Below are 22,008 nucleotides of genomic sequence, written 5' to 3' on the forward strand. Positions count from 1 at the left end.
AAAGCCGGAATGGATGCCGCAGGCCCTTTGGCGGCCCCGTTGCGGCCCCCCGCTGCGGCAGAGAAACATGGTCTGACTAACGTGCGGCAGGACAAGATGATCCATGCCGAGATCCTAACCTGGATTAGGATCAAGCCTGCCTGCGCGCGGAACAAGCCGCGTCCGCCCCTGTTCCGATTATGTCAGGCAACCGCCGCGGTGCCTTGGCTTGTTTCACACCACGCAGGAGATTCACCATGCCCGAAACCACGGACAGCTATGAAACGCACGATCTGATTTCCTCTGATCGGGTCGAAGGCACCATCGTCTACAATCTGGAAGGCGAGCGATTGGGCACGATCAGCCGGTTCATGGTCAACAAGCGCACCGGCAAGGCCCAATATGCCGTGCTCCAATTTGGCGGCCTTTTTGGTCTGGGCAGCGACTATTACCCCCTGCCCTGGCAGATCCTGACCTATGATCCGGCGCAGGGCGGCTATGTCGTGAATATCGACAGGGAGCAGTTGGAAAACGCGCCCCATTACAGCGAGAACGACACGCCCACCTATGACAATGACTACAACTGGCGGGTCTATTCGCATTACGGCCTGACCTATGCCTGATGGCGGCCAACGGCCTGCCACCAAACGCCAAAGGGGCTGACGCCCCCGGCGTGACAACCTGACGGGCAGGAGCCGTCGAGGGAAGGAAGCGCGCTGCCAAAGCCGCTTCCTTCTTTGCATGGCCCGCTCTCCCCCCTTTTCAAGGGAATGCCGATGCATCACGCGCAACCATCGCCAATGGCCGACCATGGCTAAATCCAGGCTGGTCGACCGGCTTGGCCCCGGATTGATTACCGGCGCCGCCGATGATGATCCCAGCGGCATTGCCACCTATGCCATCGCGGGCGCGCAATTCGGCACCTCGCTGCTGTGGACCATGCTGTTCACCTATCCGCTGATGGTGTCGGTTCAACTGGTCTGCGCGCGGGTGGGCCGGGTCACGGGCCATGGCCTTGCGCACAGTCTGGGCGCGGTTTTGCCCCGCTGGATCATGGCCGCGATCCTCGTGCTGCTGTTTTGCGCCAATACGATCAACATCGGCGCCGATCTCTCGGCCATGGGCGAAGCGGCCGCGCTGATTGCAGGTTGGGGGCGCCATGGCTTCACCATAGGTTTTGCGGTGCTCTCGCTGCTGCTGCAATTGTTCGTGCCGTATGACCGCTATGCCCGGCTGCTGAAATGGCTGACGCTGACCTTGCTGGCCTATGTCGCGCTGGTGTTTATCGTGCGGGTGGATTGGGGCGCGGCGCTGCATGATCTGGTCGTTCCCCGGATCAGCGGCCCTGCGGCCATCACCGCCATTGTCGCCATCCTGGGCACCACGATCAGCCCCTACCTCTTCTTCTGGCAGGCATCGCAGGAGGTGGAGGAAATCCGTCAGGTCGAGGAGCGCCAGCCCCTGCGCCGCGCGCGCGGTCAGGCCGCCGACGCCTTTGCCCGGATCCGCATCGACACATGGAGCGGCATGGCGGTGTCGAACATCATCGCACTGGCCATCATGCTGGGCACAGCGGTCCCGCTGCACAATGCGGGCAAGACCGACATCAATTCGGCCGCCGATGCCGCCCGCGCGCTACAGCCGGTGGCGGGGGATCTGGCCTTTGCGATCTTTGCCCTTGGCATCGTCGGCACGGGACTGCTGGCGATCCCGGTGCTGGCGGGCGCATCGGCCTATGCCATTTGCGAGGCCACGGGGCGCAAGGCCAGTCTTCAGGATATGCCGCAGCACGCCCGCGCCTTCTATCTGATCATCACGCTGGGCATGATGCTGGGCATGGCCATGGACTGGCTGGGGCTGAATGCGATGAAGGCGCTGTTCTGGAGCGCGGTGATCAATGGGGTCGTGGCCGTGCCTGTGCTGGCCGGGCTGATGCATATCGTGTCGCGGTCCGCCATCATGGGATCATTTGTAGCCCCCCGCCCGCTGCGGATTGCCGGATGGATAACCACGGGCGCGATGGCGGCGGCGGTGCTGGCGATGCTGATTTCGCCCGGTTGAGGCGCAGGCACGACAGCCCACCTTCGGGCCGCCGAACATCCTTCTCTGCCCCCCATTTCCCCTCAAAAGGAGAATTACCATGGTTGAGACCCAGAGCATGATCCACGAAGACGCCCTGCCCGGCAATGAGCACGCGCTAAATCCCAAGCCGGAGTGGCAGCCGCGCTATCCCGGCTCGGGCCGGTTGCAGGGCAAGGTGGCCGTCATCACCGGCGGCGACAGCGGCATCGGCCGGGCCGTGGCGGCGCTCTTTGCGCGCGAAGGGGCCGATATCGCCATCATCCATCTGATGGAGGACGAGGATGCGGCAGAAACCCGGCGCATCGTCGAGGCCGAAGGGCGTCGCGCACTGACCATCCGGGCCGATATCGGCGACAAATCCGTCTGCGAAGGGCTGGTTCGCCAGATCATCGCCGGTCTGGGCCGCATCGACATTCTGGTCAACAATGCGGGCGAACAGCACCCCGATACCGACATCACCAATATCACCGAAAGCCAGTTGCTGCGCACCTTTCAGACCAATATTTTCGCCATGTTCTATATGGTTCAGGCCGCCCGCCCGCATCTGGGCCAAGGCGCCGCCATCATCAACACCACCTCGATCACCGGCTATCACGGCAGCAAGAACCTGCTGGATTACAGCGCGACCAAGGGAGCGATCACCGCTTTCACCCGCTCGCTTTCGGAAAATCTGGTGAAGGAGGGCATTCGCGTCAATGCCGTGGCGCCGGGGCCGATCTGGACCCCGCTCAACCCCTTTGGCGGCGCGGACAAGGAGAAGATCAAGCATTTCGGCGAGTCCACGCCGATGGGCCGCGCCGGACAGCCCAATGAGGTCGCACCCGCCTTCCTGTTTCTGGCCTGCGAGGATTCCAGTGATATGTCGGGGCAGGTGCTGCATCCCAATGGCGGGACGGTGATCAATGGCTGAACGGGCGGGCAATCAGCCTTCGGGCTGGTTGCCCACCATATCCTGCGGGCGGACGATCCGGTCGAAGGTTGCCGCATCGACATGGCCGCTCTCCAGCGCCGCCTCTCGCAGGCCGATGCCGCGCTTATGGGCGTCTCTGGCAATCGCGGCCGCCTTTTCATAGCCCAGATGGGGCACCAGCGCCGTTACCAGCATCAGCGAACGTTCGACCAGACTGCCCAGCCGCGCGTGATCGGGCTGCATTCCGACCAGAGCGTGCTGGACAAACCCATCCATCGCGCAGCCCAGCAGCGTGACCGAACGCAGCACATTGGCCCCGATCTGCGGCATGAATGTGTTGAGCTCCAGATGCCCCTGCATTCCGCCCACCGTGGTGGCCGTGCCATTGCCGACCACCTGGGCGCAGACCATGGCCATCATTTCGCATTGGGTGGGATTGACCTTGCCCGGCATGATCGAACTGCCCGGTTCGTTTTCGGGCAGCAGCAATTCGCCCAGCCCCGCGCGCGGCCCCGATGCCATCAGGCGGATGTCATTGGCCATCTTGGTCAAAGCCACCGCCAGTTGCACCAGCGCCCCCTGCAGGCCCACCAGCACATCGCGGCTGGCCAGCGCCTCGAAACTGTTGCGGGCCGGGCGAAAGGGCATACCAACCGATTGGCGGATTTCCTCGATCACCGCCCGGCCAAAGCCTGCCGGAGCATTCAGCCCGGTTCCAACCGCCGTGCCGCCCAGCGCCAGTTCCCAAACCCCGTCCATGGCATGGGCGATGGCCTGGCGCGCGCGGGCGATCTGGGCGGCATAGCCGGAAAACTCCTGCCCCAACGTCAGCGGCACGGCGTCCTGAAGATGGGTGCGCCCGATCTTGACCACATCGGCCCATGCCGCCCGCTTGGTCATCAGGTCTTCATAGAGCCGCCCCAGCGCGGGGCTGAACTCGCGCACCATCGCCCGCTGGATCGCGATATGCAGCGCGGTGGGAAAGCTGTCATTGGAGGATTGGGCACGGTTGACGTGATCGTTGGGATGAACGGGCGCCTTGCCGCCCCGCACGCCGGTCAGGATCTCGTTGGCGCGCCCGGCGATCACCTCGTTGACGTTCATGTTGGTCTGCGTGCCCGACCCGGTTTGCCAGATAGCCAGAGGGAACTGATCGTCATGCGCACCCTCGATCACCTCGCGCGCGGCCGCCTCGATGGCATCGGCCAGGGCCGGGTCCAGCCCATAGCGCCGATTGACGCGGCAGGCCGCCAGTTTGACGATCCCCAGCGCATGGATAATGGGCAGCGGCATCCGCTCGGTGGGCGGAAAGGCAAAGTTGGTCAGGCTGCGCTGCGTCTGCGCGCCCCAATAGGCATCGCGGGGGACGGCAACGGACCCCATGCTGTCGCTTTCCATTCTTGTGGGGACCGATGGGTCGGCGGCGCTCATGACAGAGCCTCCGCAACGGCAGAGGTTGTGCGGCCATGGGCCATCATAAAGAACCGATCCTTGTCGAAAGACATCTCGTCAAACCTTCGCGACCGATCATTGTGGGGGAGCATATCGTATTTGCCCTGCTGATGCGAATGATGCGCGGGCCAACAGGCGGCCGGCGGGGGGCAACACGCCCGATGCAAATGGCGCGGATCATTCGGAGTTGTGGGCGCCGGTGCCTTTCGGCTCCCTCAGGTCCTCGGCCTCATCTGTGTCCTGTTCTTCGGCGGGCGGTTCGGTTGCGCTGTGCGGCGGTTCGCCCGAAGACTTGACCCAGCCCATCATCTCATTTTCCACCTCGCGGTTTTTGGGCCGCTTGCGCGGTTTGAAATCGGGGGGCGAGCGCGGATCGGTTTGGGCCATGACATCCTCCTGACAGCGGCAAAGACGCCGGACAAAGACCGAGCAAGCAAAGATGTTCCCCCGCCCATGGCCGGGACCAAGGCGACCCGTTGCAAAAACGCGATCACTGACAACCATGGTGGGAGCAGGCAAGCCGTTCGTTTGGCCCAGTAAAATTCCTGATAAAATCGGGATAATTTCCAATATTACCAATTCATTCTATAATACTTCCTGTTTTTAAATTGAAATTTTAAAATTAAATTTTCAGATTACCCCAAATCTAACCCTACTCAACGCTGAAAGTATATTTAAGCAGGAACTTAGACAAAGCCCGGATCTTTCTCCCATAGATTTTCCGGAAAAATACCTTTGTCGGGGAAAAACATGGCCAAGCGAAACAAATTCGAGAAGGCTGACATATGTGGTTCAGCGCTTCCCGAAGCCGAATTCCGCAAGGAGCTTGTTGCGGCCATGCCCTCTTTGCGCGCCTTTGCCCGAAGTTTGTGCAGCAACCGGGACAATGTCGATGATCTGGCGCAGGAAACGGTGATGAAAGCCTGGGCCGCGCGGGACCATTACATTGCGGGAACCAGTTTTCGGGCATGGACCTTCACCATCCTGCGCCACCATTATTTCGGACAACTGCGCCGTCAGCGCATTGTCGGCGATTATGACGAGGCGGCGGCCGAGCAGATTCTGGGCCGGGAGGGCGATCAGGAAACCCGCCTTGAAACCATCGACGTGCTGCGCGCCATCGAAACGCTGCCCCTTGCCCAGCGCGAAATGCTCATCCTGATGGCCATCGGTTCGGTCAGCTATGAGGAAATCGCGCAAGGCTGCGGCGTGACCATCGGCACGGTAAAGAGTCGGATCTCACGCGCCCGTGCGGCCCTTTCGGCCGCGCTGGAAAAGGGGCTGCTGCCCGGTTCGCGGCGCAATTTCGTGGTGGAAGGCGAAGTGGTCGACGCCTTCTTCGCCAGATTCAAGACCATCGTGCGCCCCAATCTGGCGCGGCTTTCCCGCCATCTGGCATGGGCCGCCTGAACGAGGGCCCTGGGGCGATCCCAGTTTTGAATGTTTCAGAGAAACTGTGACTGATGGCTTGACCTTTCCCCCACCGGAGCCACCAGGGCACAGTTCCTTCGGCGGCGCTTTCACCCGCGCCGCCGAAGGCCCCTGATCACGCGTGTGTCGTTCAGCCCTGTATCTCAGGTATCTGCATAACCGAGATGAACAGCCCCAACTGGCGGATGGCCTCGGAAAAACTGTCGTAATTCATCGGCTTGGTGATATAGACGTTGCAGCCCAGATCATAGCACCGCTCGACCTCCTGCGCGTCATCCGTGGTGGTCAGAATGATCACCGGCACCGGGCTCAACAAGGGCGTTTCCCTGATCCGCTTCAAAATCTCCGCGCCATTCATATCGGACAGATTGAGGTCGAGCAGGATGAGCGCCGCCCCGCCCTGATCGCGCAAGGCCGAACCATCGCCCAGATATTCGAGCGCCGCGCCGCCATTGTCGAAATGGGCGATGTTGTTGGCGATCCCTGCCCGCCGGATGCTCTTTTCGATCAACAGGGCATGGCCGAAATCATCCTCGATCATGATGATCGTTACGGGCCGGGGATCGCTCATAAACTGTTCCTTGATGACGGAAACGGCCATGCACGGAATTGCTGCAGGCCCACCGCTCGGATTGCATCGCGATCCAAAGGAGAAATAATAAAACAACGCGAATTGATGCACCACCCGGCGCCCTTCGGTCCACCGGCGCTCAGCACCGATTCATCGTAATATTTCAGAAACAAACATTAGGTTTTTTTAATATTTATGCAGTTTTTATCTCTTGGAATCCAAAGAATGCGTACTTACCCATAACGCCCTGTTCTGCCTGATTTTCTGAGCAAAAATGCCGGATATCTGCGCGCCGCTCCCAAAACACCTGTTCATGATTCCGCGCACTTCATCGCGCAAAAAGCACATGTCGGGAAAAGGCGCGGAACAATGCACCCCGATTACCTTTCCGCAGAGGGTGAGAATGGGGGGCGCCCAGCCTCCTGTCAGGTCGCACAAAACAGGAGGCAATGTTGGCCAACGCAGATCCCTCATTTGAAAGCACCACCGGCGATGCGGGCGAAACCCATCAGCAGGTGCCGGTCAACGGCCCGCACGGAACCCGACACGAGGCGGCGCAAAACCATCTGACCACCAATCAGGGCCTGCGCATCAGCGACAATCAAAACAGCCTGCAGGCAGGCGCGCGCGGCCCCACGCTGCTTGAAGATTTCGTCCTGCGGGAAAAGATCTTTCATTTCGACCATGAGCGCATCCCCGAAAGGATCGTCCATGCGCGCGGATCGGCGGCCCATGGCGTGTTCGAATGCACACAGGCCATCCCCGAACTGACCAGCGCGGGCCTGTTTGCCGCCGTGGGCAAGCAAACGCCGGTATTTGTGCGCTTTTCAACCGTCGCGGGCGGCGCGGGCAGCGTCGACACTCCGCGCGATGTGCGCGGCTTTGCGGTCAAATTCTACACCGAGGAAGGCAATTGGGATCTGGTGGGCAACAACATCCCGGTCTTCTTCATTCAGGACGCGATGAAGTTCCCCGACCTTGTCCATGCCGTGAAAATGGAGGCCGACAAGGGCTATCCCCAGGCCGCCAGCGCCCATGATACCTTCTGGGATTTCATCAGCCTGATGCCCGAAAGCATCCATATGGTGCTTTGGCAGATGAGCGACCGGACCATCCCGCGCTCTCCCCGTTTCATGGAAGGTTTCGGCATCCATACCTTCCGTTTCGTCAACGCCGAGGGCGCGTCCAAGCTGGTCAAGTTTCATTGGAAACCGGTGCTGGGTCTGCAATCGACGACATGGGACGAGGCGGTCAAGATCGCCGGGGCCGACCCGGACTATCACCGCCGCGACCTGTATGAAGCTATCGACACGGGCGCCTTTCCGGCATGGGATCTGGGGATTCAGGTTTTTGAGGAAAGCTGGGCCCATGAACAGCCCTTCGATGTGCTGGACGCCACCAAGCTGATCCCGGAAGAACTGGTGCCGGTGCGGATCATCGGGCGCATGACGCTCAACCGCAATCCGGACAATTTCTTTGCCGAAACCGAACAATCGGCATTCTGCCCCGCCAATATCGTGCCCGGCATCGATTTCACCCCCGACCCCCTGCTGCAGGGGCGGCTGTTCTCTTATCTCGACACCCAGAAATCGCGGCTGGGCACGGCCAATTTCCACCAATTGCCGATCAACGCGCCCAAATGCCCGATGCGCAATTTCCAACGCGACGGCATGATGCAGATGGACGTTCCCAAGGGCCGCGCCAATTACGAGCCCAACAGCCTGAACGAAGCGGGCGAGCCCACCGGCCCGCGCGAATGCCCGGCCACCGGCTTTACGACCTTTGCGCGCGGCATGTTGCCCAACAATGGCGAACAGCATCTGCGGGTGCGCCCCGCCCTGTTTGCTGACCATTATTCGCAGGCCCGCCTGTTCTATCGCTCGCAAACGCCGGTCGAACAGGCCCATCTGGCCAATGCCTTTGTGTTCGAATTGTCCAAGGTGGGGCTGGAGCATGTCCGCCACCGTATGCTGACCCTGCTGGGCGCGGTGGACGAGGATCTGGCGCGGCGCGTGGCGGGCGGGCTGGCGATGGAATTGCCGCCGCCCGCCGATGTGGCGGCCCCGATTGTCGAGATGGAGCCCTCACCTGCGCTTTCCATCCTGAACCATGGCCAGCCGCCGATGGAGGGACGCAAGATCGGCATCCTGTTTGCCGAAGGGTCTAGCCTGAAGGGCATCGAAGCAATGAAAGCCGCCATCGAGAGCAAGGGCGGCAAGGCCGTGCTGGTCGCGCAAAAGGTGGGCGGGATTCCGGTCGATGACGGCATGCTCAAGGCCGATGGACAGTTGATGGGCAATCCGTCGGCGCTGTTCGATGCGGTCGCCTCCATTATCCATCCCGATGCGCTCGATCATCTGCGGTCGGACCATACGGTTCATGCTTGGTTTGCCGATGCCTATGCCCATTGCAAAACCATTGGCGCCTGTCCCGCCACGAACCGCCTGCTGGAGGAATGGGGCATCGCCCGCGATGACGGCATCGCAAGTCTCGAAGAATTCCCCGAGCTTGCCCCGGCGCGCCACTGGGACCGTGAACCCAAGGTCAGCCTGCTGCCATAAAGGAGACAGGATATGCCGCGTGGAGACAAAAGCGCCTATACGGCCAAGCAGAAGCGTCAGGCCCGCCATATTGCCGAAGGCTATGAAGAGCGCGGCGTGCCCCATGACGAGGCCGAAGCGCGCGGCTGGGCCACGGTGAACAAGGAGACCGGCGGAGGCAATCTGTCGGGCTCCGGCCGGGACAAGCCCGATACGCATGTTTCCTCCTCACGCGGGGGTCGGGCGCATAAATCGGGTTCGCCCGAACAGCGCAGCGCGGCGGCCCGCAAAGGCTGGGACACGCGCCGCGCGCGCGAACGGGCCGCCCGGCACGCATGATTGGGCATGGGCGGCAAAGGTCATCGTTCCGCCTCGCAAATTTCCGCATTTGCGAAGGAACCTTTCACCGCCGCCGACCATTACATCCATGAACCATCTGAAGAAATTCAGATTATGTCCCCGCCGCTCCGGCCCGCGCCTCGTCATCCACCCGTGGCGCCAAGGCAAGGCCAGAGCCATTTGGCACCGCCCCCCGGGGATACCGGCAACAGGTTCTTTCCATCCAGGGGGACAATAACCGGAGAAACGACGATGAAAATCTTCCAATACACGATCGCTGCGGCCTTTGTTGCCGTAATGCCCCATGGCGCGCTGGCCCAGACCGTGCCGCAGACTGCGCAACCGTCGCAGGAAACCGCGCCGGCCGAGGCGCCCGCCCCCCAGGCGGTAAAGCCATTGGTAGGCGATATTGTCTATGACAAGAACGCCGAACAGATCGGCACCGTGGCCAGCACCAACGGCCAGCAGGTCGTGGTGACCACCACCAAGGGCAAGGTCACGATTCCGCTGGCCTCACTGTTTGCGGGCACCAAGGGTCTGGCCATCAACATGACCAAGGAAGAAGTGGACGCCGCGATCCAGTCTGCCCATCCAGGTGCCTGACGGCGGCGGACCACAGGATGGTCCACGGATAATGCTGGGCCTGCGGGCGGGACCGCCCCCAGATGGATGTCCTGCCCATGGCTTTGCAACCGCCCCTTCCCTCCATCGCAAGGCGCCATCTGCGCGCCGCGCATCGGAGAAAGCCGCTCTGGAGACAGTGATGCCGACAGCCCCGATTGCCGATCTGCTGGCTCCGCCCCCGCCTTTGCCCGGCGGTGCCAGCCTATTTCTTGATTTCGACGGGACGCTGGTGGAAATTGCCGACAGGCCCGACGAAGTGGCTGTTCCGCGTGGACTGGCGGATCTGCTTTTCGCCATGGCGGCCCGCCTTCACGGCCGCCTCGCTCTGGTCAGCGGGCGCTCCATTGCCCAGATCGACACGCTGCTCGGCCGCTCGATGCATGGGCTGGCCATCTCGGGCAGCCATGGTTGTGAATACCGCTGGGAGGACCAGCTGGTCCATCCACCCCGCCCGGTCGAGGAACTGGAACATGCCGCGCGCAAGTTCGACGATTTCGCCTTTGGTCATCCTGGCACGCTGGTCGAGATCAAGACTTATGGCGTCGCGCTTCACTATCGCGGCGATCCCACCTGCGCGCCCTATGCACAGCGACTGGCCGAGCATCTGGCCACGGAAAGCGGACTTGTGGTGGAAAATGGCAAGATGGTGGTCGAGCTGCGCTTTGGCGGCGGTGACAAGGGCACGGCGGTGCGCAACCTGATGGGATGCGCGCCGATGGTGGGGGGAACGCCGGTCTATCTGGGCGATGACCTGACCGATGAATCCGCCTTTTCAGCAGTCAACGCGCTTGGCGGCCTTTCGGTTCTGGTCGGCCCGGCGCGGGCGACCAACGCGCAATACAAGCTGGCCGGTCCGGCCGCCGTGCTGGCCTGGCTGGCAAGGCCGGCCGCATGAGTGCGACGCTTGACCTCTGGCCCATCGGTAATTGCCAGATCTCGGCGCTGATCGATCGCGACGGCACTTTCCTGTGGGGGTGCCTGCCCCGCGTCGATGGCCCTCCCGCCTTCAGCGCGCTGCTCGACGATGGCGTCAACCATGCGGCGGATGGGCATGGCTTTTGGGCCATTGATCTGGATGGCCGCACCAAGATCACGCAGCGCTATCTGCGCAACACCCCCGTGCTGGAAACCAGCTATGAGGATGATGCGGGCAATGCCATCGTGGTGACCGATTTCTGCCCCCGTTTTCATCGGCATGGGCGAATTTACCGGCCGGTGGCCTATGCCCGGATCGTACGCCCCGTGGCGGGCAGCCCGCGCATCCGCATACGCCTGCGTCCGACGCGCGATTGGGCCCGGCGAGAGGTGGAGCGCACGCGCGGCTCGAACCATATCCGCTATATGCTCGGCCATATGACGCTGCGCCTTTCCACCTCGGCGCCGATCGGGTGGATCGAGGACGAGCAGGTGTTCCGGCTCGAACGTCCGCTGCATTTCTTCCTTGGCCCCGATGAAGGTTTTGAGGGCAATATCGCCACCACAGTCGAGGAAATGCTCGATCTGACCGTCCGCGAATGGCGGCATTGGGTGCGCGGCCTGGCCATTCCGCTTGAATGGCAGGAGGCCGTTATCCGCTCGGCCATCACGCTCAAACTGTGTCAGCATGAGGAAACGGGCGCGATTGTGGCCGCGCTCACCACCTCGATCCCCGAACATGCCGGGTCGGGGCGCAATTGGGACTATCGCTTCTGCTGGATCCGCGACGCCTATTACACCACACAGGCGCTCAACCGGCTGGGCGCGCTCGATGTGCTGGAATCCTATCTCGAATATCTGCGCAACATTGTCGACAATGCCCGCTCCGGCCATATCCAGCCACTCTATGGCGTGGGCGGCGAGGCGCGGCTGGAGGAAAGGATCGAGGCCGGGCTGGCGGGCTATCGCGGCATGGGGCCGGTGCGCGTGGGCAATCAGGCCTATGCCCAGATGCAGCATGACGCCTATGGCCAGATCGTCCTGTCCAACGTTCAGGCATTCTTCGACCAGAGGCTGTATCGCATGGCGGGCGAGGAAGATTTTCGCGCGCTTGAACGGGTGGGCGAAAGGGCTTGGCTTTCCTACGATCAGGCCGATTCCGGCCTCTGGGAATTGCGCGGCCGGTTTCATGTCCACACCTATTCGGCGGCCATGTGCTGGGCGGCCTGCGACCGCTTGGCCAAGGCGGCGCATCATCTGGGCCTGCATGACCGCCAGACCTTATGGCAGGAGCGAGCGGATCGCATGGGCCGGGTCATCATCGATGCGGCATGGCGCGACGATACACAGCGCATGTCGGCCACCTTCGACGCCGATCTGCTCGACGCCAGCCTGATTCAATTGCTCGACCTGCGCTTTCTGGCGCCCGACGATCCGCGCTTTCTGGGCACGCTGCGCGCGGTCGAACACGGGCTGCGCCGGGGATCGCACATGCTGCGCTATGCCGATGAGGACGATTTCGGCCTGCCGCACAGCGCTTTCAACATCTGCACCTTCTGGCTGATCGAGGCGCTGCACGCCACCGGCCGCCATGGCGATGCGCGAAACCTTTTCGAGGAAATGCTGGCCCGCCGGACCCCGGCGGGTCTGCTGTCGGAAGACACCAATCCACACACGGGGGAACTATGGGGCAATTATCCGCAAACCTACTCACTCGTCGGCCTGATCAACTGCGCGACGCTGCTCAGCAAACCATGGAGCGCGGTCAGGTGAACCGCCTGATCGTCATCTCAAACCGAGTGTCGCCGCCCACCGGCGATGGCCCCGGCAATCAGGGCGGTCTGGCCGTCGCTCTGTCGGCGGCGCTGCGGGAAAGCAGCGGTATCTGGTTCGGCTGGTCGGGCGAGGAAACCGAGGCCTTTACCGGCCACATCAATTTCCAGCGCAGCTATGGCGTGACCACCGCCACCGTCGATCTGGAGGCGCAGGACGTTGAGGAATATTACAACGGCTATGCCAACTGCACGCTTTGGCCGCTGTTTCACAACCGGCTCGACTTGGCCGAATTCGAGCGTGGCTTTGCGGGGGGCTATGAAAGGGTCAATGACCGTCTGGCCGAAACCGTGGCGCCGCTGATCGAGGACAGCGATCTGATCTGGGTGCATGATTATCACCTCATGCTGCTGGGGCGAAACCTGCGGACGCGGGGCGTGAAAAACCGCATCGGATTTTTCCTGCATATCCCCTGGCCCCCCGCGCGGCTGCTGGAATCGCTGCCCGGGCATGGCGAATTGTTCGATGCGATGCTGGATTATGACGTCATCGGTTTCCAATCGGAACATTGGCGCGAATCCTTCGTCCGATATGTTCAGACCCATACCGACGCCACGATCGACCAGGACGGCACCATCACCCTTGGCGAGCGCCGCTCGCGGATTGTGGTATGCCCGATCGGCATTGATTTTGCCGAATTTCACGAGGCCGCCAATGGTCAGACCGCGCGCGAATTCTGCGAACGCATGGGGCGCAGCGCGAATGGGCGCACGATGATCGTGGGCGTCGACCGGCTCGATTATTCCAAGGGCCTGCCCGAACGCTTTCTGGGCTATGAGCGCCTGCTCGCCTCGCGCCCGGATCTGCATGGACAGCTCTTCCTGCTCCAGATCGCCCCGCCCTCGCGCGAACAGGTGCGCACATATCAGCAGATACGCGCCACGCTCGACAGCCTCTCGGGGCGTATCAACGGCGAATTCGCCGATGCCGAATGGGTGCCGCTGCGTTATATCAACAAAGGCTATCCGCGCGATGCGCTGGCAGGCATTTACCGGGCCTCGCGCATCGGGTTGGTGACGCCCCTTTGCGACGGAATGAATCTGGTGGCCAAGGAATATGTGGCGGCGCAGGATCCGGAAGATCCCGGCGTCCTCATCCTGTCGCAATTCGCGGGGGCTGCGCGCCAATTGACCGATGCGCTGATCGTCAATCCCCACAGCCCCGACGAATTGGCCGAGGCCATCGACCGGGCGCTGCAAATGGATCTGCAGGAGCGCAAGGACCGCTGGCATTCGATGATGGACAGCATCCGCCACGAGGACGTCCGCTGGTGGCAGGAATGTTTTACCAAGGCGCTGGCGGGCGGCGACCATCATGCCCAGCCGGAGGACGATCCGCAGCTGTCCTAGTGGACACACATTCGCCCGGCGCTGCGCAAAGATCATGACGAATTTCCTCAAGACCCTTGGCAAGGCCTCGCGTCTGGCGCGCAAGGCCCGCCCCCTGGCCGCCGCCGCAAAGGTCCAGCAAGCGCTTTTAAGCCTTGCGCCAGCCAGCCTCGCGCCAGCCAGGGCCAAAAAACCTGCGCGGCGTACCCGATCGAATTTGCCCCGCCCCGCCCCGGGCAGTTTCATCAGCGGCGAGTTTCAAAACCGGCATGGCGCGCTCGCCTATCGGCTTTACACGTCGGTGGGCTCGCCGCGCCGCCGCATGCCGCTGGTGGTGATGCTGCACGGATGCGGCCAGACCGCCGCCGACTTCGCATTGGGTACCCATATGAACCGTCTGGCCGATGAACTGGGTTTCCTCGTGCTCTATCCGCAACAGAACCAGGGCGCGAACCTTGCGCGATGCTGGAACTGGCACGATCCGCAGCATCAGTTGCGCGGGCGCGGCGAACCGGCGCTGATCGCGGGATTGACCCGCCATGCCGTCGCGCTGGCCCGCGCCAACCCGTCGCGCATCTATGTCGCGGGGCTTTCGGCGGGGGCCGGGGCGGCGGCCATCATGGGCTCGGCCTATCCGGATATTTTCGTGGCGGTGGGCATTCATTCGGGCGTGGCGCTGGGTCAGGCCCATTCGCTGGGCTCGGCCATGTCGGCCATGCGCGGTCAGGCCACACCAAGACCGGCGGCCAAAATGCGCCGCCCCTTGCCCATGATCGTTTTTCAGGGCGACCGCGACCGCATGGTCCATCCTTCGAATGCGGCTGAATTCCTTGCCAATCTGGAAAATTCTCGCCCCGGTCCGCTCGTCTCCCAAAGCTTTTCCGGCCAATCGGCCAAAGGGCGCGATTTCACCCGCAAGGTTTACAAATCCGCCGCCGGAGATGTCCTGCTCGAAGTCTGGACCATTCACGGCAGCGGCCATGGATGGTCGGGCGGCCATGCGGCGGGTTCCTATACGGACCCCGCCGGGCCGGATGCGTCGCGCGAAATGCTCCGCTTCTTTCTGGCGCGAAAACGCAAGGTCAAGCCATTGGGCGCCACCCGCTGATCTGCCCCTGCGTCGCATCAACGCGCAGCAGATCGCCGCTGCGGATGATCTCGAGCGGATCGCGGTCGAAATCGGTGAGCGTGGGAACCCGCAGCACAACCGCGCCCAGCGCCGCCTTGGTGGTCATCACATTGAACAGCAGCGCCAGCGGCGCGGTTCCGGCAAGGCGCGTCATGTGGAATATGCTGGACCAGCCCGAGGAACCCTTGGCGCCGGGAAACACCAGCACCTTGCCCGCGAAGCTGACGCCGTTCAATTCGTGCCTGCTCTCGATGATCTTGCCGGTCATCGGGCTGACCCCGCCCCAGCCCGAGATCGTATCGCGCGTCACCAGCGCCTCGCCCTCGATGCAGCCGGGGACGACGCAGCGGCCGCGGATGATGTAATCGGGGGTCTGGCCCCTCGCCTGCGCCATGGCCGCCCCGCTCATGCCAGCCTCCCGCGCCATTTGCCGCTGCAGGCCGCGTCGATACAATCGGCGGTCGTGCCGTACCAGCCCTCTATCCCCATCATCGCGGGCAGGTAATGCACCTGCTTGGCGCTGTCGAGCGCGGCAACGCGGGTGCCTTCGGGAACGGCCTGAGAGATCGCCGAACAGGTGTCGGTCATCAGCAAAGCCCCGGCCTTGCGCAGGGTTTCGGTATGGCCATTGGCATCGGCCAGCGCCTTGACCGAACGGCTGGTGAATATCCACAAGGCGCTGTTGCTGTGAACCTTGCGCCCCTCGATCAGGCCGGCAGCGTGGGCGATCTGTTCGATGGAATAATGCGGACAGCCCAGCATGACATAATCGACATCCTCGCATTGGCCCACGCTGTTGAGCGTTTCATAGGTGCGCCTGCGCGCAGCCGCGTCATAGCAGAATGTCTCGCCCCGCCGCGCGCCGCCAAAGGCCGCCTCCACGCCGGGCGCCTCGGGGGTGATCCCGACCATGTGATACATTTCCACCCCGCCCGACGATGCCGCCGCCGCACCGAAATGCTTGTGCCGGATCAGCGATGGCGCGGCGATGGCGCCCTCGATCACGGGTATCGTGTCCTGCACCTCCCCGCCCACGAAATAGCCCAGCATACCCCATTCAAACACATCATCGACCGGTACGGCGACATCCACGCTGTGCTGTCCCTTGCGATATTCGTCGCGGTGAAAGCCCCAGTTGGGAATGCGCCGCGCCAACATGGCCGCGCTGGTGGATTCGCGGCCCTCGCAATTGGTGCGCCCGCCGATCACCGAATTGCAGAAGATCACCGCGCTCGATTCCATCCATGCGCAATGTTCACCCATCACCGGCACATTGCCCGCCAGATAGGGCGTGCAGGTCTTGAGCAACTGGATGCCATGCTCGGCCACCTGCTGCTCGTCGGAGCGGAAATTGTCGAAGGCGGCCTCGCTCATCCCCTGTTCGCGCCACAGCATCGGGTCCATGCCCCCTTGCAGATGGCAACTGAAGGCGTTCATGCGCGGAATATCGACCACCTCATCGGCATCAAGGTCAAAGCGCGAAAAGACCGCCCGGTAATCGCCGCCATCGGCCGCGTAATATTGCTTGATCCACGGCGGCGCGGAACCGGGCACACCGGCAACATTATTGGTCTCGACAAAATCCTCCGCGCCCAGCGCGTCGGCGTAACGGATCAGCAATTCCATCGCCTTCTGCACCGCCGCGCCTTCTTCGCCCGCGAGCATGGCTTCTTCCCGGCCTGTCAATTTCACCACAGCGCATCCTCCTGTAATTTCCATAGTGTCGCGCCGGGGGCCGGATCGCCCGCCCCTAGCGCATCTGGCCCAGCCGCTTGAGGATCTGGCTCAGCACCTCATAGGTCACGGCCAGCCTCTCGGGTTCGATGTCTTCCAGTATCTCGCCGCGCAGATCATTGGTGATCGCCATGATCTCCTGGATGGCTTTCTCGCCCGCAGGCGTGATCCGGTTGACCGTCACGCGGCGGTCCTGCGCGCTCTGTTCACGGTCGATCAGGCCGTCGCGCGCCAGGGAATCGAGCATCCGCACCATCGTCGGCCCCTCGACATTGATCATGCGGGCCAGCTCGCTCTGCGTCAGGTCGGCGCCGGAATAGGCGACATGAAACAGTGTCTCCCACCGCGCCATCGTCTGGTTGAGCGGCTTGATCCGCTCATTGGCCACCTTGCGCCACAGCCGGGCGGCCACCACCAGCGAGCGGGTGATGCGGAAATGCCGGTCGCTCGACTGATCCCCGCTCGACCGGCGATAGTTCATCAGGTGCCGGTCCGCATCATCGGGCGAAAAGCTGGTGAGGCGCACCGGCTTGGGCGGGGCAACCTTGGGCGGAGCCGCCTTGGGGCCGCGTTTGCGCGCGCTGCGCCCGCTCTGCACCTCCTCGCCCTTATGCTGATCCGCGTGGTTCCCGTCGCCGTTCTGCTCGTCTGTCATGTCCCGATCCATGCCCGAGGCCGGATCGGAAGTATAGCCGGCAGGCCTTGCGGGAGAAGGCTTCACCATCGCCGCTTCAATCCAGATCGATCAGCACGGCGCCGGTCGACATCGGCTGAACATCGCGGCGATAGACCCCAAGCCAACCCGAGGCGGGCACGGCAAAGGCATTGCCCGGCCCCGGACGCCGGGCCAGTTCCTCGGCCGGGATCATCACATCCATCCGCCGCGCGGCCACATCGATCTCGATGGGATCGCCATCGCGCAACCGCCCGATGGGGCCGCCCACCGCCGCCTCGGGCGCCACCTCCGCAATGGTCAGCCCTTTCAGGCACAGGCCCGACAATTGCCCGTCGGTGACAAAAGCGACGTCCTTGGCCAGCCCCGCCGCATCAATCGCAAACAGCACTAGCGAGGCCCCGCCGCCCATCGCCGGGCCGCCCTTAAGGCCCTGTCCGCGCAGGACCAGCACGTCGCCCTTGCGCAATTGCCCCTCGGCAATGGCCTGCATCGCGCTGGCCGTATCCTCGAACACGCGGGCCTTGCCGGTGAAGGCTTCGGGCCGCGAACCATCGCGGATGCCCAGTTTCACCACCGCGCTTTCGGGCGCCAGCGATCCCTTGAGAATGGCGATGGAAGGCCCGTCCGAAATCGGCCGGTCAAGCGGACGGATGATCTCCGCATCCTCCACCCCGGCATCGGCCAGATCATCGCCCATTGTCCGGCCCGAGGCGACCAGCACATCGCGGTCGAGCAGGCTTTCAAGCTGTTTGAGCATCGCACGCGCGCCGCCCGCATCCTCAAACCCTTCGATCCGCACCGGCCCATTGGGGCGCACAGCCGACAGGACGGGCACCTTGCGGCCCATCTCCTCCCAGTTCGCGAAAAGATCGATGTCGAGTTCGCCCTCGACGGCGGTGGCCTGAAGATGCTTGATCGCATTGATCGAGCCCGACACCGCCAGCACCATCGCCGCCGCATTGCGAAAGGCGCCCGCCGTCATGATCCGGCGCGGGGTCAACCCTTCATTCACCATATCGACGATGCGCCCGCCCGCCGCGCGGGCCGCTTCAAACATCTTGCCGCTGTTGGCGCGCACCGGGGCCGATCCGGCGATGCACATGCCCAGCGCCTCGACCACGCAATGCATCGTGTTGGCCGTGGCCATTCCCGCGCAGACGCCGGGGCCGCGAATGGCTTGTTTGGCCACTTCCTCAACCGGATGTCTGCCCGGCTTGCCCAGCTTCTCGCTGACCCCGCCAGAGAACAGGTCCTCGATATCGACCGGATCGCCGTCGATCTCGCCCGAGGCCTGATAGCCGCCGATGACCAGCAGGGTGGGAATATCCAGCCGCATCGCAGCCATCAGATGGCCCGGCGGCGTCTTGTCGCAACTGGTCAGGCACACCATGCCGTCGAGCATCGCGGCCTCGACCTGCGCCTCGATATCATTGGTCACCAGATCGCGCGCGGCCAGAATATAGCTGCCCTGTCGCCCGGCGCCGGTGATGAAATCGGAGGGCGCGGTCGTACGCACCTCGAAAGGCACGCCGCCCGCCGCGCGGATCGCGTCCTTCACCACGCGCGCAACGCCGTCGAGATGGGCAAAGCAGACCGCCAGTTCGGACGAGGAATTGACCACAGCAATCTTGGGCTTGAGCATGTCCTCCTCGCTCAGCCCCAGCGCGAGCCAATGCGCACGGCGGACGGGGGAATTAGCGGCAAGACTGCGCAGAGGGGCAGGATGGGACATGGGATGACCTTTCACGAAGCGGGAACAGGAAGGGGAGCACGAGCGCCATCGCCGCGCCGCCGGACCGTGGCGGCAATGCCCAGCGCGCAGAGCGCCAGCACGATGGGGCAGATAGCCAGAATGGCAAAACTCTTGACGATGGGCAGGCCAGAGCTGAGCACCCAGCCGCCGATCAGCGGCCCCGCGATCCCGCCGATCTTGGCGATGGATGTGGCCCAGCCCGCCCCATTGGCGCGGATCGCGGTGGCGTAATAGATGCCCGCGATGGACAGGATGCCGAAATGCGCGCCGCCCACCAGACTGGTCGAAAGCACCGAGAGGATCAGGAACGTGTCACGCCCCACCGGCGCCAGACCGATCAGCAGCAAAGCGGGCGCAGCAAGAGCCGGAAAGAAGGCCACCGCCAGCGCGCCCTTGCGGTCGGTATAGCGCATCAGCGCCAGCCCCAGCACCGCCCCCAGCAGCCCCGAAAAGGAGGAGACATAGGCCGCCGTGGCGCGCGGAAAATGCAGATCCTCATAGACGATGGGGCCCCAGTTGGCCTTGAAATAGACCGCCAGCGTGCTGGCGATATAGCCCAGCCAGAGCAGCGGGGTGATCCAGCGCAGATCGCCTTCGAACAATTGCGGCAGGGTGAAATGGCGCGGCGCCTGCGCCTCGTCGCCCAGCACGAAACGGTCCTGGGCGCGCGCCTCCAGCGCCGGATCGAGGCGATTGAGCGTGGCGGCCAGAAGCGGCGCATTGCCCCCGCGCGCCACCAGAAAGCGCACCGATTCAGGCAGCCATGCCAACAACCCCGCAGCAATCACCAGCGTGGCCAGCCCTCCGCACAGGAACACCGCCCGCCAGCCGAAACCGGGCGCCAGCCAGACCGTGACCGGCCCCGCCATGGCCGTGCCCAGACTGTAGCCCATCATGATGACCGTCACGACAGTCGCGCGCAGGCGCACGGGCACATATTCAATATTGAGCGCCCAGGCGAGCGGCAGCATCCCGCCGATCGCGCAGCCATCGAGAAAGCGCAGCAGCAGCAACGCCTCATAGCTGTGCGCCATCGCCGTTGCCGCCGTCAGCAGGCCAAACGCCATGGCCGCCAGCGTGATCGTCAACCGGCGGCCATAGCGGTCGCCGATATAGGCCAGCACGAAACCGCCCACCATCATGCCGAACAGGCCCGAGGAAAACACATTGCCCAGCATCGGCTTGGACAGGCCCAGCTCATCACGCATATAGGGCGCGGTAAAGCTGATCATCATCATGTCGAACCCGTCGAAAACGGTGATCAGCCATGACAGGACGATCAGCCGATAATGGAACGGGCCAAGGCCGCGCTGGTCGATTATCCGGGCAACATCGATGGTTCTGGGTGCCTGACTCACAGGGGTTTCCTCTCGCGGCTGGGTTGGCCTTTGCGGCGCTTATCCCTCTAGGTTTGCGGCGATTTTCCGGCGCAATTGCCCGATGTCAATCTGATGCACGCTGCCCGATCCGGCCAGGGTCAGCGCATGGGCGGCCGCGGCCCCCATCGCCATGCACGGCCCCATCACCCGAACCGAGGAAAGCGCGGCGGAATCGGCATCTATGCACCGCCCCACCGCCAGCAGATTATCCGCCCCCGCCACCGTCAGCGAACCCAGCGGGATCGTGTGAACATGATCCTCGGGGAAGACCTCCCAGACATAGCCCTCGCGGTTGTGATGCTGTTCAAGCGGCCACGAACAGCGCGCGATGGCATCGTCGAACTGCACCGCATCGCGCACCTCCTGCGTGGTCAGATGATGCGTGCCCACGATCCATCGGGTCTGGCGCACGCCGGGCAGGCCATAGGCGCGCACCTTCGCCTTGCCGAAAGCCTCGGGGAATTCGTGGCGCAGGAAGACCAGCGTGCGGTCGGCCTGCTCCTTGCCGTCGATCTGTTTTTCGGCGGCCTCGAACGGGTCGAGCGGGGTTTCGATATGGGTCATGTTGACCATGGCGATGTCGGTGCCCGGAAAAGTCGCGGCAAAGCCGTCGCGCCGCATCATGCCGTAATGCTCGCCGCGCTCGGCAATGCGCTTGGCCATCGTGTCCCAATCGGGTTTGTGGGCATCATTGATACCCTCGACGATCAGCATCTGCGAGCCATAGATCTGTCCATTGCCATGCACGCGGCAATCGAACCCGGCCTGCCATGTCAGCGCCGCATCGCCAGAAGCGTCGATGAAGCCGTTGGCGGTGATGCGCACATCGCCGTGGCGCGTGGCCACATCGATCGAACGCACCCGCCGCCCGTCCAGATTGACCTTGCGGATGATCGCCCCGGTCAAGGGGCGCACATCGGCTTTGAGCACCGCCTTTTCCACCCAGCGGCCCAGCGCGACCTCATTATACATGACCACCTTCATCACCCCGCCCTGGATGATATGGGCATCGCCCTGCGCGGTCAGTTCGGCGATGATCTCATCGGCGATGCCATGGGTGAGTTGGCGCCCGTTCAGCCCCGGCGCATATAGGCCGCAGAACATGCCGATGATCGAATTGACCGCCTGACCGCCCAGCGTGGGCAGGCCATCGACCAGAATGACCCGGTTGCCCGCGCGGGCCGCCTCAATGGCGGCCGAAATGCCTGAGGCGCCGGATCCCACGACGCAGATGTCGCATTCCTGCTCGATGACGGGAGGCGCGTCGCGGCGCGATACGATACGGGTTTCCGGGTCGAAGGGGCGATCAAGCATGAGCAATATCCGTTGATGG

Annotated in this window: 20 protein-coding genes; 11 read left to right on the top strand and 9 right to left on the bottom strand. The window is 63.3% G+C overall.

From position 1 onward, the window contains the following. Positions 1-236 precede the first annotated feature (236 nt). The 3 genes from BGP00_RS06855 (at position 237) to BGP00_RS06865 (ending at position 2,971) form a co-directional block, all read left to right on the top strand. A complete protein-coding gene (locus BGP00_RS06855; RefSeq protein ID WP_168604814.1) occupies positions 237-602 on the top strand; it encodes a PRC-barrel domain-containing protein in 366 nt (121 codons plus the stop codon). A gap of 187 nt (positions 603-789) precedes the next feature. Continuing rightward, positions 790-2,040: an NRAMP family divalent metal transporter gene (locus tag BGP00_RS06860; RefSeq protein ID WP_292689840.1), complete on the top strand. Its 1,251-nt coding sequence runs from the start codon at positions 790-792 to the stop codon at positions 2,038-2,040. A gap of 79 nt (positions 2,041-2,119) precedes the next feature. Further along, on the top strand, positions 2,120-2,971 hold the full coding sequence (locus BGP00_RS06865) for an SDR family oxidoreductase (protein WP_292689839.1): 852 nt from the start codon (positions 2,120-2,122) through the stop codon (positions 2,969-2,971). A gap of 12 nt (positions 2,972-2,983) precedes the next feature. On the opposite strand, the gene BGP00_RS06870 is transcribed toward BGP00_RS06865, so the two are convergent. Both BGP00_RS06870 and BGP00_RS06875 read right to left on the bottom strand, forming a co-directional pair. Then, on the bottom strand, positions 2,984-4,402 hold the full coding sequence (locus BGP00_RS06870; protein WP_292689838.1) for a class II fumarate hydratase: 1,419 nt from the start codon (positions 4,400-4,402) through the stop codon (positions 2,984-2,986). A gap of 198 nt (positions 4,403-4,600) precedes the next feature. Further along, positions 4,601-4,810, bottom strand: a complete 210-nt coding sequence (locus tag BGP00_RS06875; RefSeq protein ID WP_168604818.1) for a hypothetical protein — start codon at positions 4,808-4,810, stop codon at positions 4,601-4,603. A gap of 363 nt (positions 4,811-5,173) precedes the next feature. Between BGP00_RS06875 and BGP00_RS06880 the strand changes: the two genes are divergently transcribed. Further along, positions 5,174-5,833: a sigma-70 family RNA polymerase sigma factor gene (locus BGP00_RS06880; RefSeq protein WP_168604819.1), complete on the top strand. Its 660-nt coding sequence runs from the start codon at positions 5,174-5,176 to the stop codon at positions 5,831-5,833. A 151-nt stretch (positions 5,834-5,984) separates the two neighbouring features. Here the strand turns inward: BGP00_RS06880 and BGP00_RS06885 are convergent, their stop codons facing one another. Beyond that, a complete protein-coding gene (locus BGP00_RS06885; RefSeq protein WP_292689835.1) occupies positions 5,985-6,425 on the bottom strand; it encodes a response regulator in 441 nt (146 codons plus the stop codon). A gap of 449 nt (positions 6,426-6,874) precedes the next feature. On the opposite strand from BGP00_RS06885, the gene BGP00_RS06890 reads away from it, so the two are divergent. From BGP00_RS06890 to BGP00_RS06920, 7 genes are all read left to right on the top strand, one after another. Then, positions 6,875-8,986: a catalase gene (locus tag BGP00_RS06890; protein WP_292689834.1), complete on the top strand. Its 2,112-nt coding sequence runs from the start codon at positions 6,875-6,877 to the stop codon at positions 8,984-8,986. A gap of 12 nt (positions 8,987-8,998) precedes the next feature. Further along, positions 8,999-9,304: a plasmid stabilization protein gene (locus BGP00_RS06895; RefSeq protein WP_292689832.1), complete on the top strand. Its 306-nt coding sequence runs from the start codon at positions 8,999-9,001 to the stop codon at positions 9,302-9,304. A 252-nt stretch (positions 9,305-9,556) separates the two neighbouring features. Further along, entirely contained in the window at positions 9,557-9,907 is a 351-nt protein-coding gene (locus tag BGP00_RS06900) for a hypothetical protein (RefSeq protein WP_292689830.1), read from the top strand. Between the two features lie 160 nt (positions 9,908-10,067). Then, entirely contained in the window at positions 10,068-10,823 is a 756-nt protein-coding gene (gene otsB, locus BGP00_RS06905) for a trehalose-phosphatase (RefSeq protein WP_292689828.1), read from the top strand. Continuing rightward, the gene (locus tag BGP00_RS06910; RefSeq protein WP_292689826.1) at positions 10,820-12,616 is read left to right on the top strand and encodes a glycoside hydrolase family 15 protein; all 1,797 of its coding nucleotides are present in this window, start codon (positions 10,820-10,822) and stop codon (positions 12,614-12,616) included. The genes otsB and BGP00_RS06910 overlap by 4 nt, the downstream gene beginning before the upstream one ends. Next, a complete protein-coding gene (locus BGP00_RS06915) occupies positions 12,613-14,025 on the top strand; it encodes a trehalose-6-phosphate synthase (protein ID WP_292689824.1) in 1,413 nt (470 codons plus the stop codon). Before BGP00_RS06910 ends, BGP00_RS06915 begins: the two co-directional genes overlap by 4 nt. 196 nt (positions 14,026-14,221) lie before the next feature. Further along, positions 14,222-15,112, top strand: a complete 891-nt coding sequence (locus BGP00_RS06920) for a PHB depolymerase family esterase (protein WP_292689822.1) — start codon at positions 14,222-14,224, stop codon at positions 15,110-15,112. Here BGP00_RS06920 and BGP00_RS06925 read toward each other — a convergent pair. From BGP00_RS06925 to BGP00_RS06950, 6 genes are read right to left on the bottom strand one after another with little or no spacing between them, the layout of a single operon-like run. After that, the gene (locus BGP00_RS06925; RefSeq protein WP_292689819.1) at positions 15,087-15,542 is read right to left on the bottom strand and encodes a DUF126 domain-containing protein; all 456 of its coding nucleotides are present in this window, start codon (positions 15,540-15,542) and stop codon (positions 15,087-15,089) included. The genes BGP00_RS06920 and BGP00_RS06925 overlap by 26 nt on opposite strands. Then, a complete protein-coding gene (locus BGP00_RS06930; RefSeq protein ID WP_292689817.1) occupies positions 15,539-16,825 on the bottom strand; it encodes an aconitase X catalytic domain-containing protein in 1,287 nt (428 codons plus the stop codon). The genes BGP00_RS06925 and BGP00_RS06930 overlap by 4 nt, the downstream gene beginning before the upstream one ends. 58 nt (positions 16,826-16,883) lie before the next feature. Continuing rightward, complete coding sequence (locus BGP00_RS06935; protein ID WP_168604829.1) at positions 16,884-17,591, bottom strand: MarR family transcriptional regulator; 708 nt, start codon at positions 17,589-17,591, stop codon at positions 16,884-16,886. Between the two features lie 7 nt (positions 17,592-17,598). Then, positions 17,599-19,275, bottom strand: a complete 1,677-nt coding sequence (gene ilvD / locus BGP00_RS06940; protein ID WP_292689815.1) for a dihydroxy-acid dehydratase — start codon at positions 19,273-19,275, stop codon at positions 17,599-17,601. An 11-nt stretch (positions 19,276-19,286) separates the two neighbouring features. Further along, positions 19,287-20,654 carry an MFS transporter gene (locus tag BGP00_RS06945; protein ID WP_292689813.1) on the bottom strand — a complete coding sequence of 456 codons (1,368 nt, stop codon included), beginning with the start codon at positions 20,652-20,654 and terminating at the stop codon, positions 19,287-19,289. A gap of 39 nt (positions 20,655-20,693) precedes the next feature. Further along, positions 20,694-21,989 carry an FAD-dependent oxidoreductase gene (locus BGP00_RS06950; protein ID WP_292689811.1) on the bottom strand — a complete coding sequence of 432 codons (1,296 nt, stop codon included), beginning with the start codon at positions 21,987-21,989 and terminating at the stop codon, positions 20,694-20,696. Positions 21,990-22,008: the final 19 nt, after the last annotated feature.

The sequence above is a fragment of the Novosphingobium sp. 63-713 genome (assembly GCF_001898925.1).
Lineage (GTDB): Bacteria > Pseudomonadota > Alphaproteobacteria > Sphingomonadales > Sphingomonadaceae > Novosphingobium.

Excerpts from the sequence above, each read along its gene's own strand:
- BGP00_RS06855 (WP_168604814.1), top strand. The coding sequence starts at position 237 with ATGCCCGAAACCACGGACAGCTATGAAACGCACGATCTGATTTCCTCT.
- BGP00_RS06860 (WP_292689840.1), top strand. The coding sequence starts at position 790 with ATGGCTAAATCCAGGCTGGTCGACCGGCTTGGCCCCGGATTGATTACC.
- BGP00_RS06865 (WP_292689839.1), top strand. The coding sequence starts at position 2,120 with ATGGTTGAGACCCAGAGCATGATCCACGAAGACGCCCTGCCCGGCAAT.
- BGP00_RS06870 (WP_292689838.1), bottom strand. The coding sequence starts at position 4,402 with ATGAGCGCCGCCGACCCATCGGTCCCCACAAGAATGGAAAGCGACAGC.
- BGP00_RS06875 (WP_168604818.1), bottom strand. The coding sequence starts at position 4,810 with ATGGCCCAAACCGATCCGCGCTCGCCCCCCGATTTCAAACCGCGCAAG.
- BGP00_RS06880 (WP_168604819.1), top strand. The coding sequence starts at position 5,174 with ATGGCCAAGCGAAACAAATTCGAGAAGGCTGACATATGTGGTTCAGCG.
- BGP00_RS06885 (WP_292689835.1), bottom strand. The coding sequence starts at position 6,425 with ATGAGCGATCCCCGGCCCGTAACGATCATCATGATCGAGGATGATTTC.
- BGP00_RS06890 (WP_292689834.1), top strand. The coding sequence starts at position 6,875 with ATGTTGGCCAACGCAGATCCCTCATTTGAAAGCACCACCGGCGATGCG.
- BGP00_RS06895 (WP_292689832.1), top strand. The coding sequence starts at position 8,999 with ATGCCGCGTGGAGACAAAAGCGCCTATACGGCCAAGCAGAAGCGTCAG.
- BGP00_RS06900 (WP_292689830.1), top strand. The coding sequence starts at position 9,557 with ATGAAAATCTTCCAATACACGATCGCTGCGGCCTTTGTTGCCGTAATG.
- otsB (WP_292689828.1), top strand. The coding sequence starts at position 10,068 with ATGCCGACAGCCCCGATTGCCGATCTGCTGGCTCCGCCCCCGCCTTTG.
- BGP00_RS06910 (WP_292689826.1), top strand. The coding sequence starts at position 10,820 with ATGAGTGCGACGCTTGACCTCTGGCCCATCGGTAATTGCCAGATCTCG.
- BGP00_RS06925 (WP_292689819.1), bottom strand. The coding sequence starts at position 15,542 with ATGAGCGGGGCGGCCATGGCGCAGGCGAGGGGCCAGACCCCCGATTAC.
- BGP00_RS06935 (WP_168604829.1), bottom strand. The coding sequence starts at position 17,591 with ATGGTGAAGCCTTCTCCCGCAAGGCCTGCCGGCTATACTTCCGATCCG.
- ilvD (WP_292689815.1), bottom strand. The coding sequence starts at position 19,275 with ATGTCCCATCCTGCCCCTCTGCGCAGTCTTGCCGCTAATTCCCCCGTC.
- BGP00_RS06950 (WP_292689811.1), bottom strand. The coding sequence starts at position 21,989 with ATGCTTGATCGCCCCTTCGACCCGGAAACCCGTATCGTATCGCGCCGC.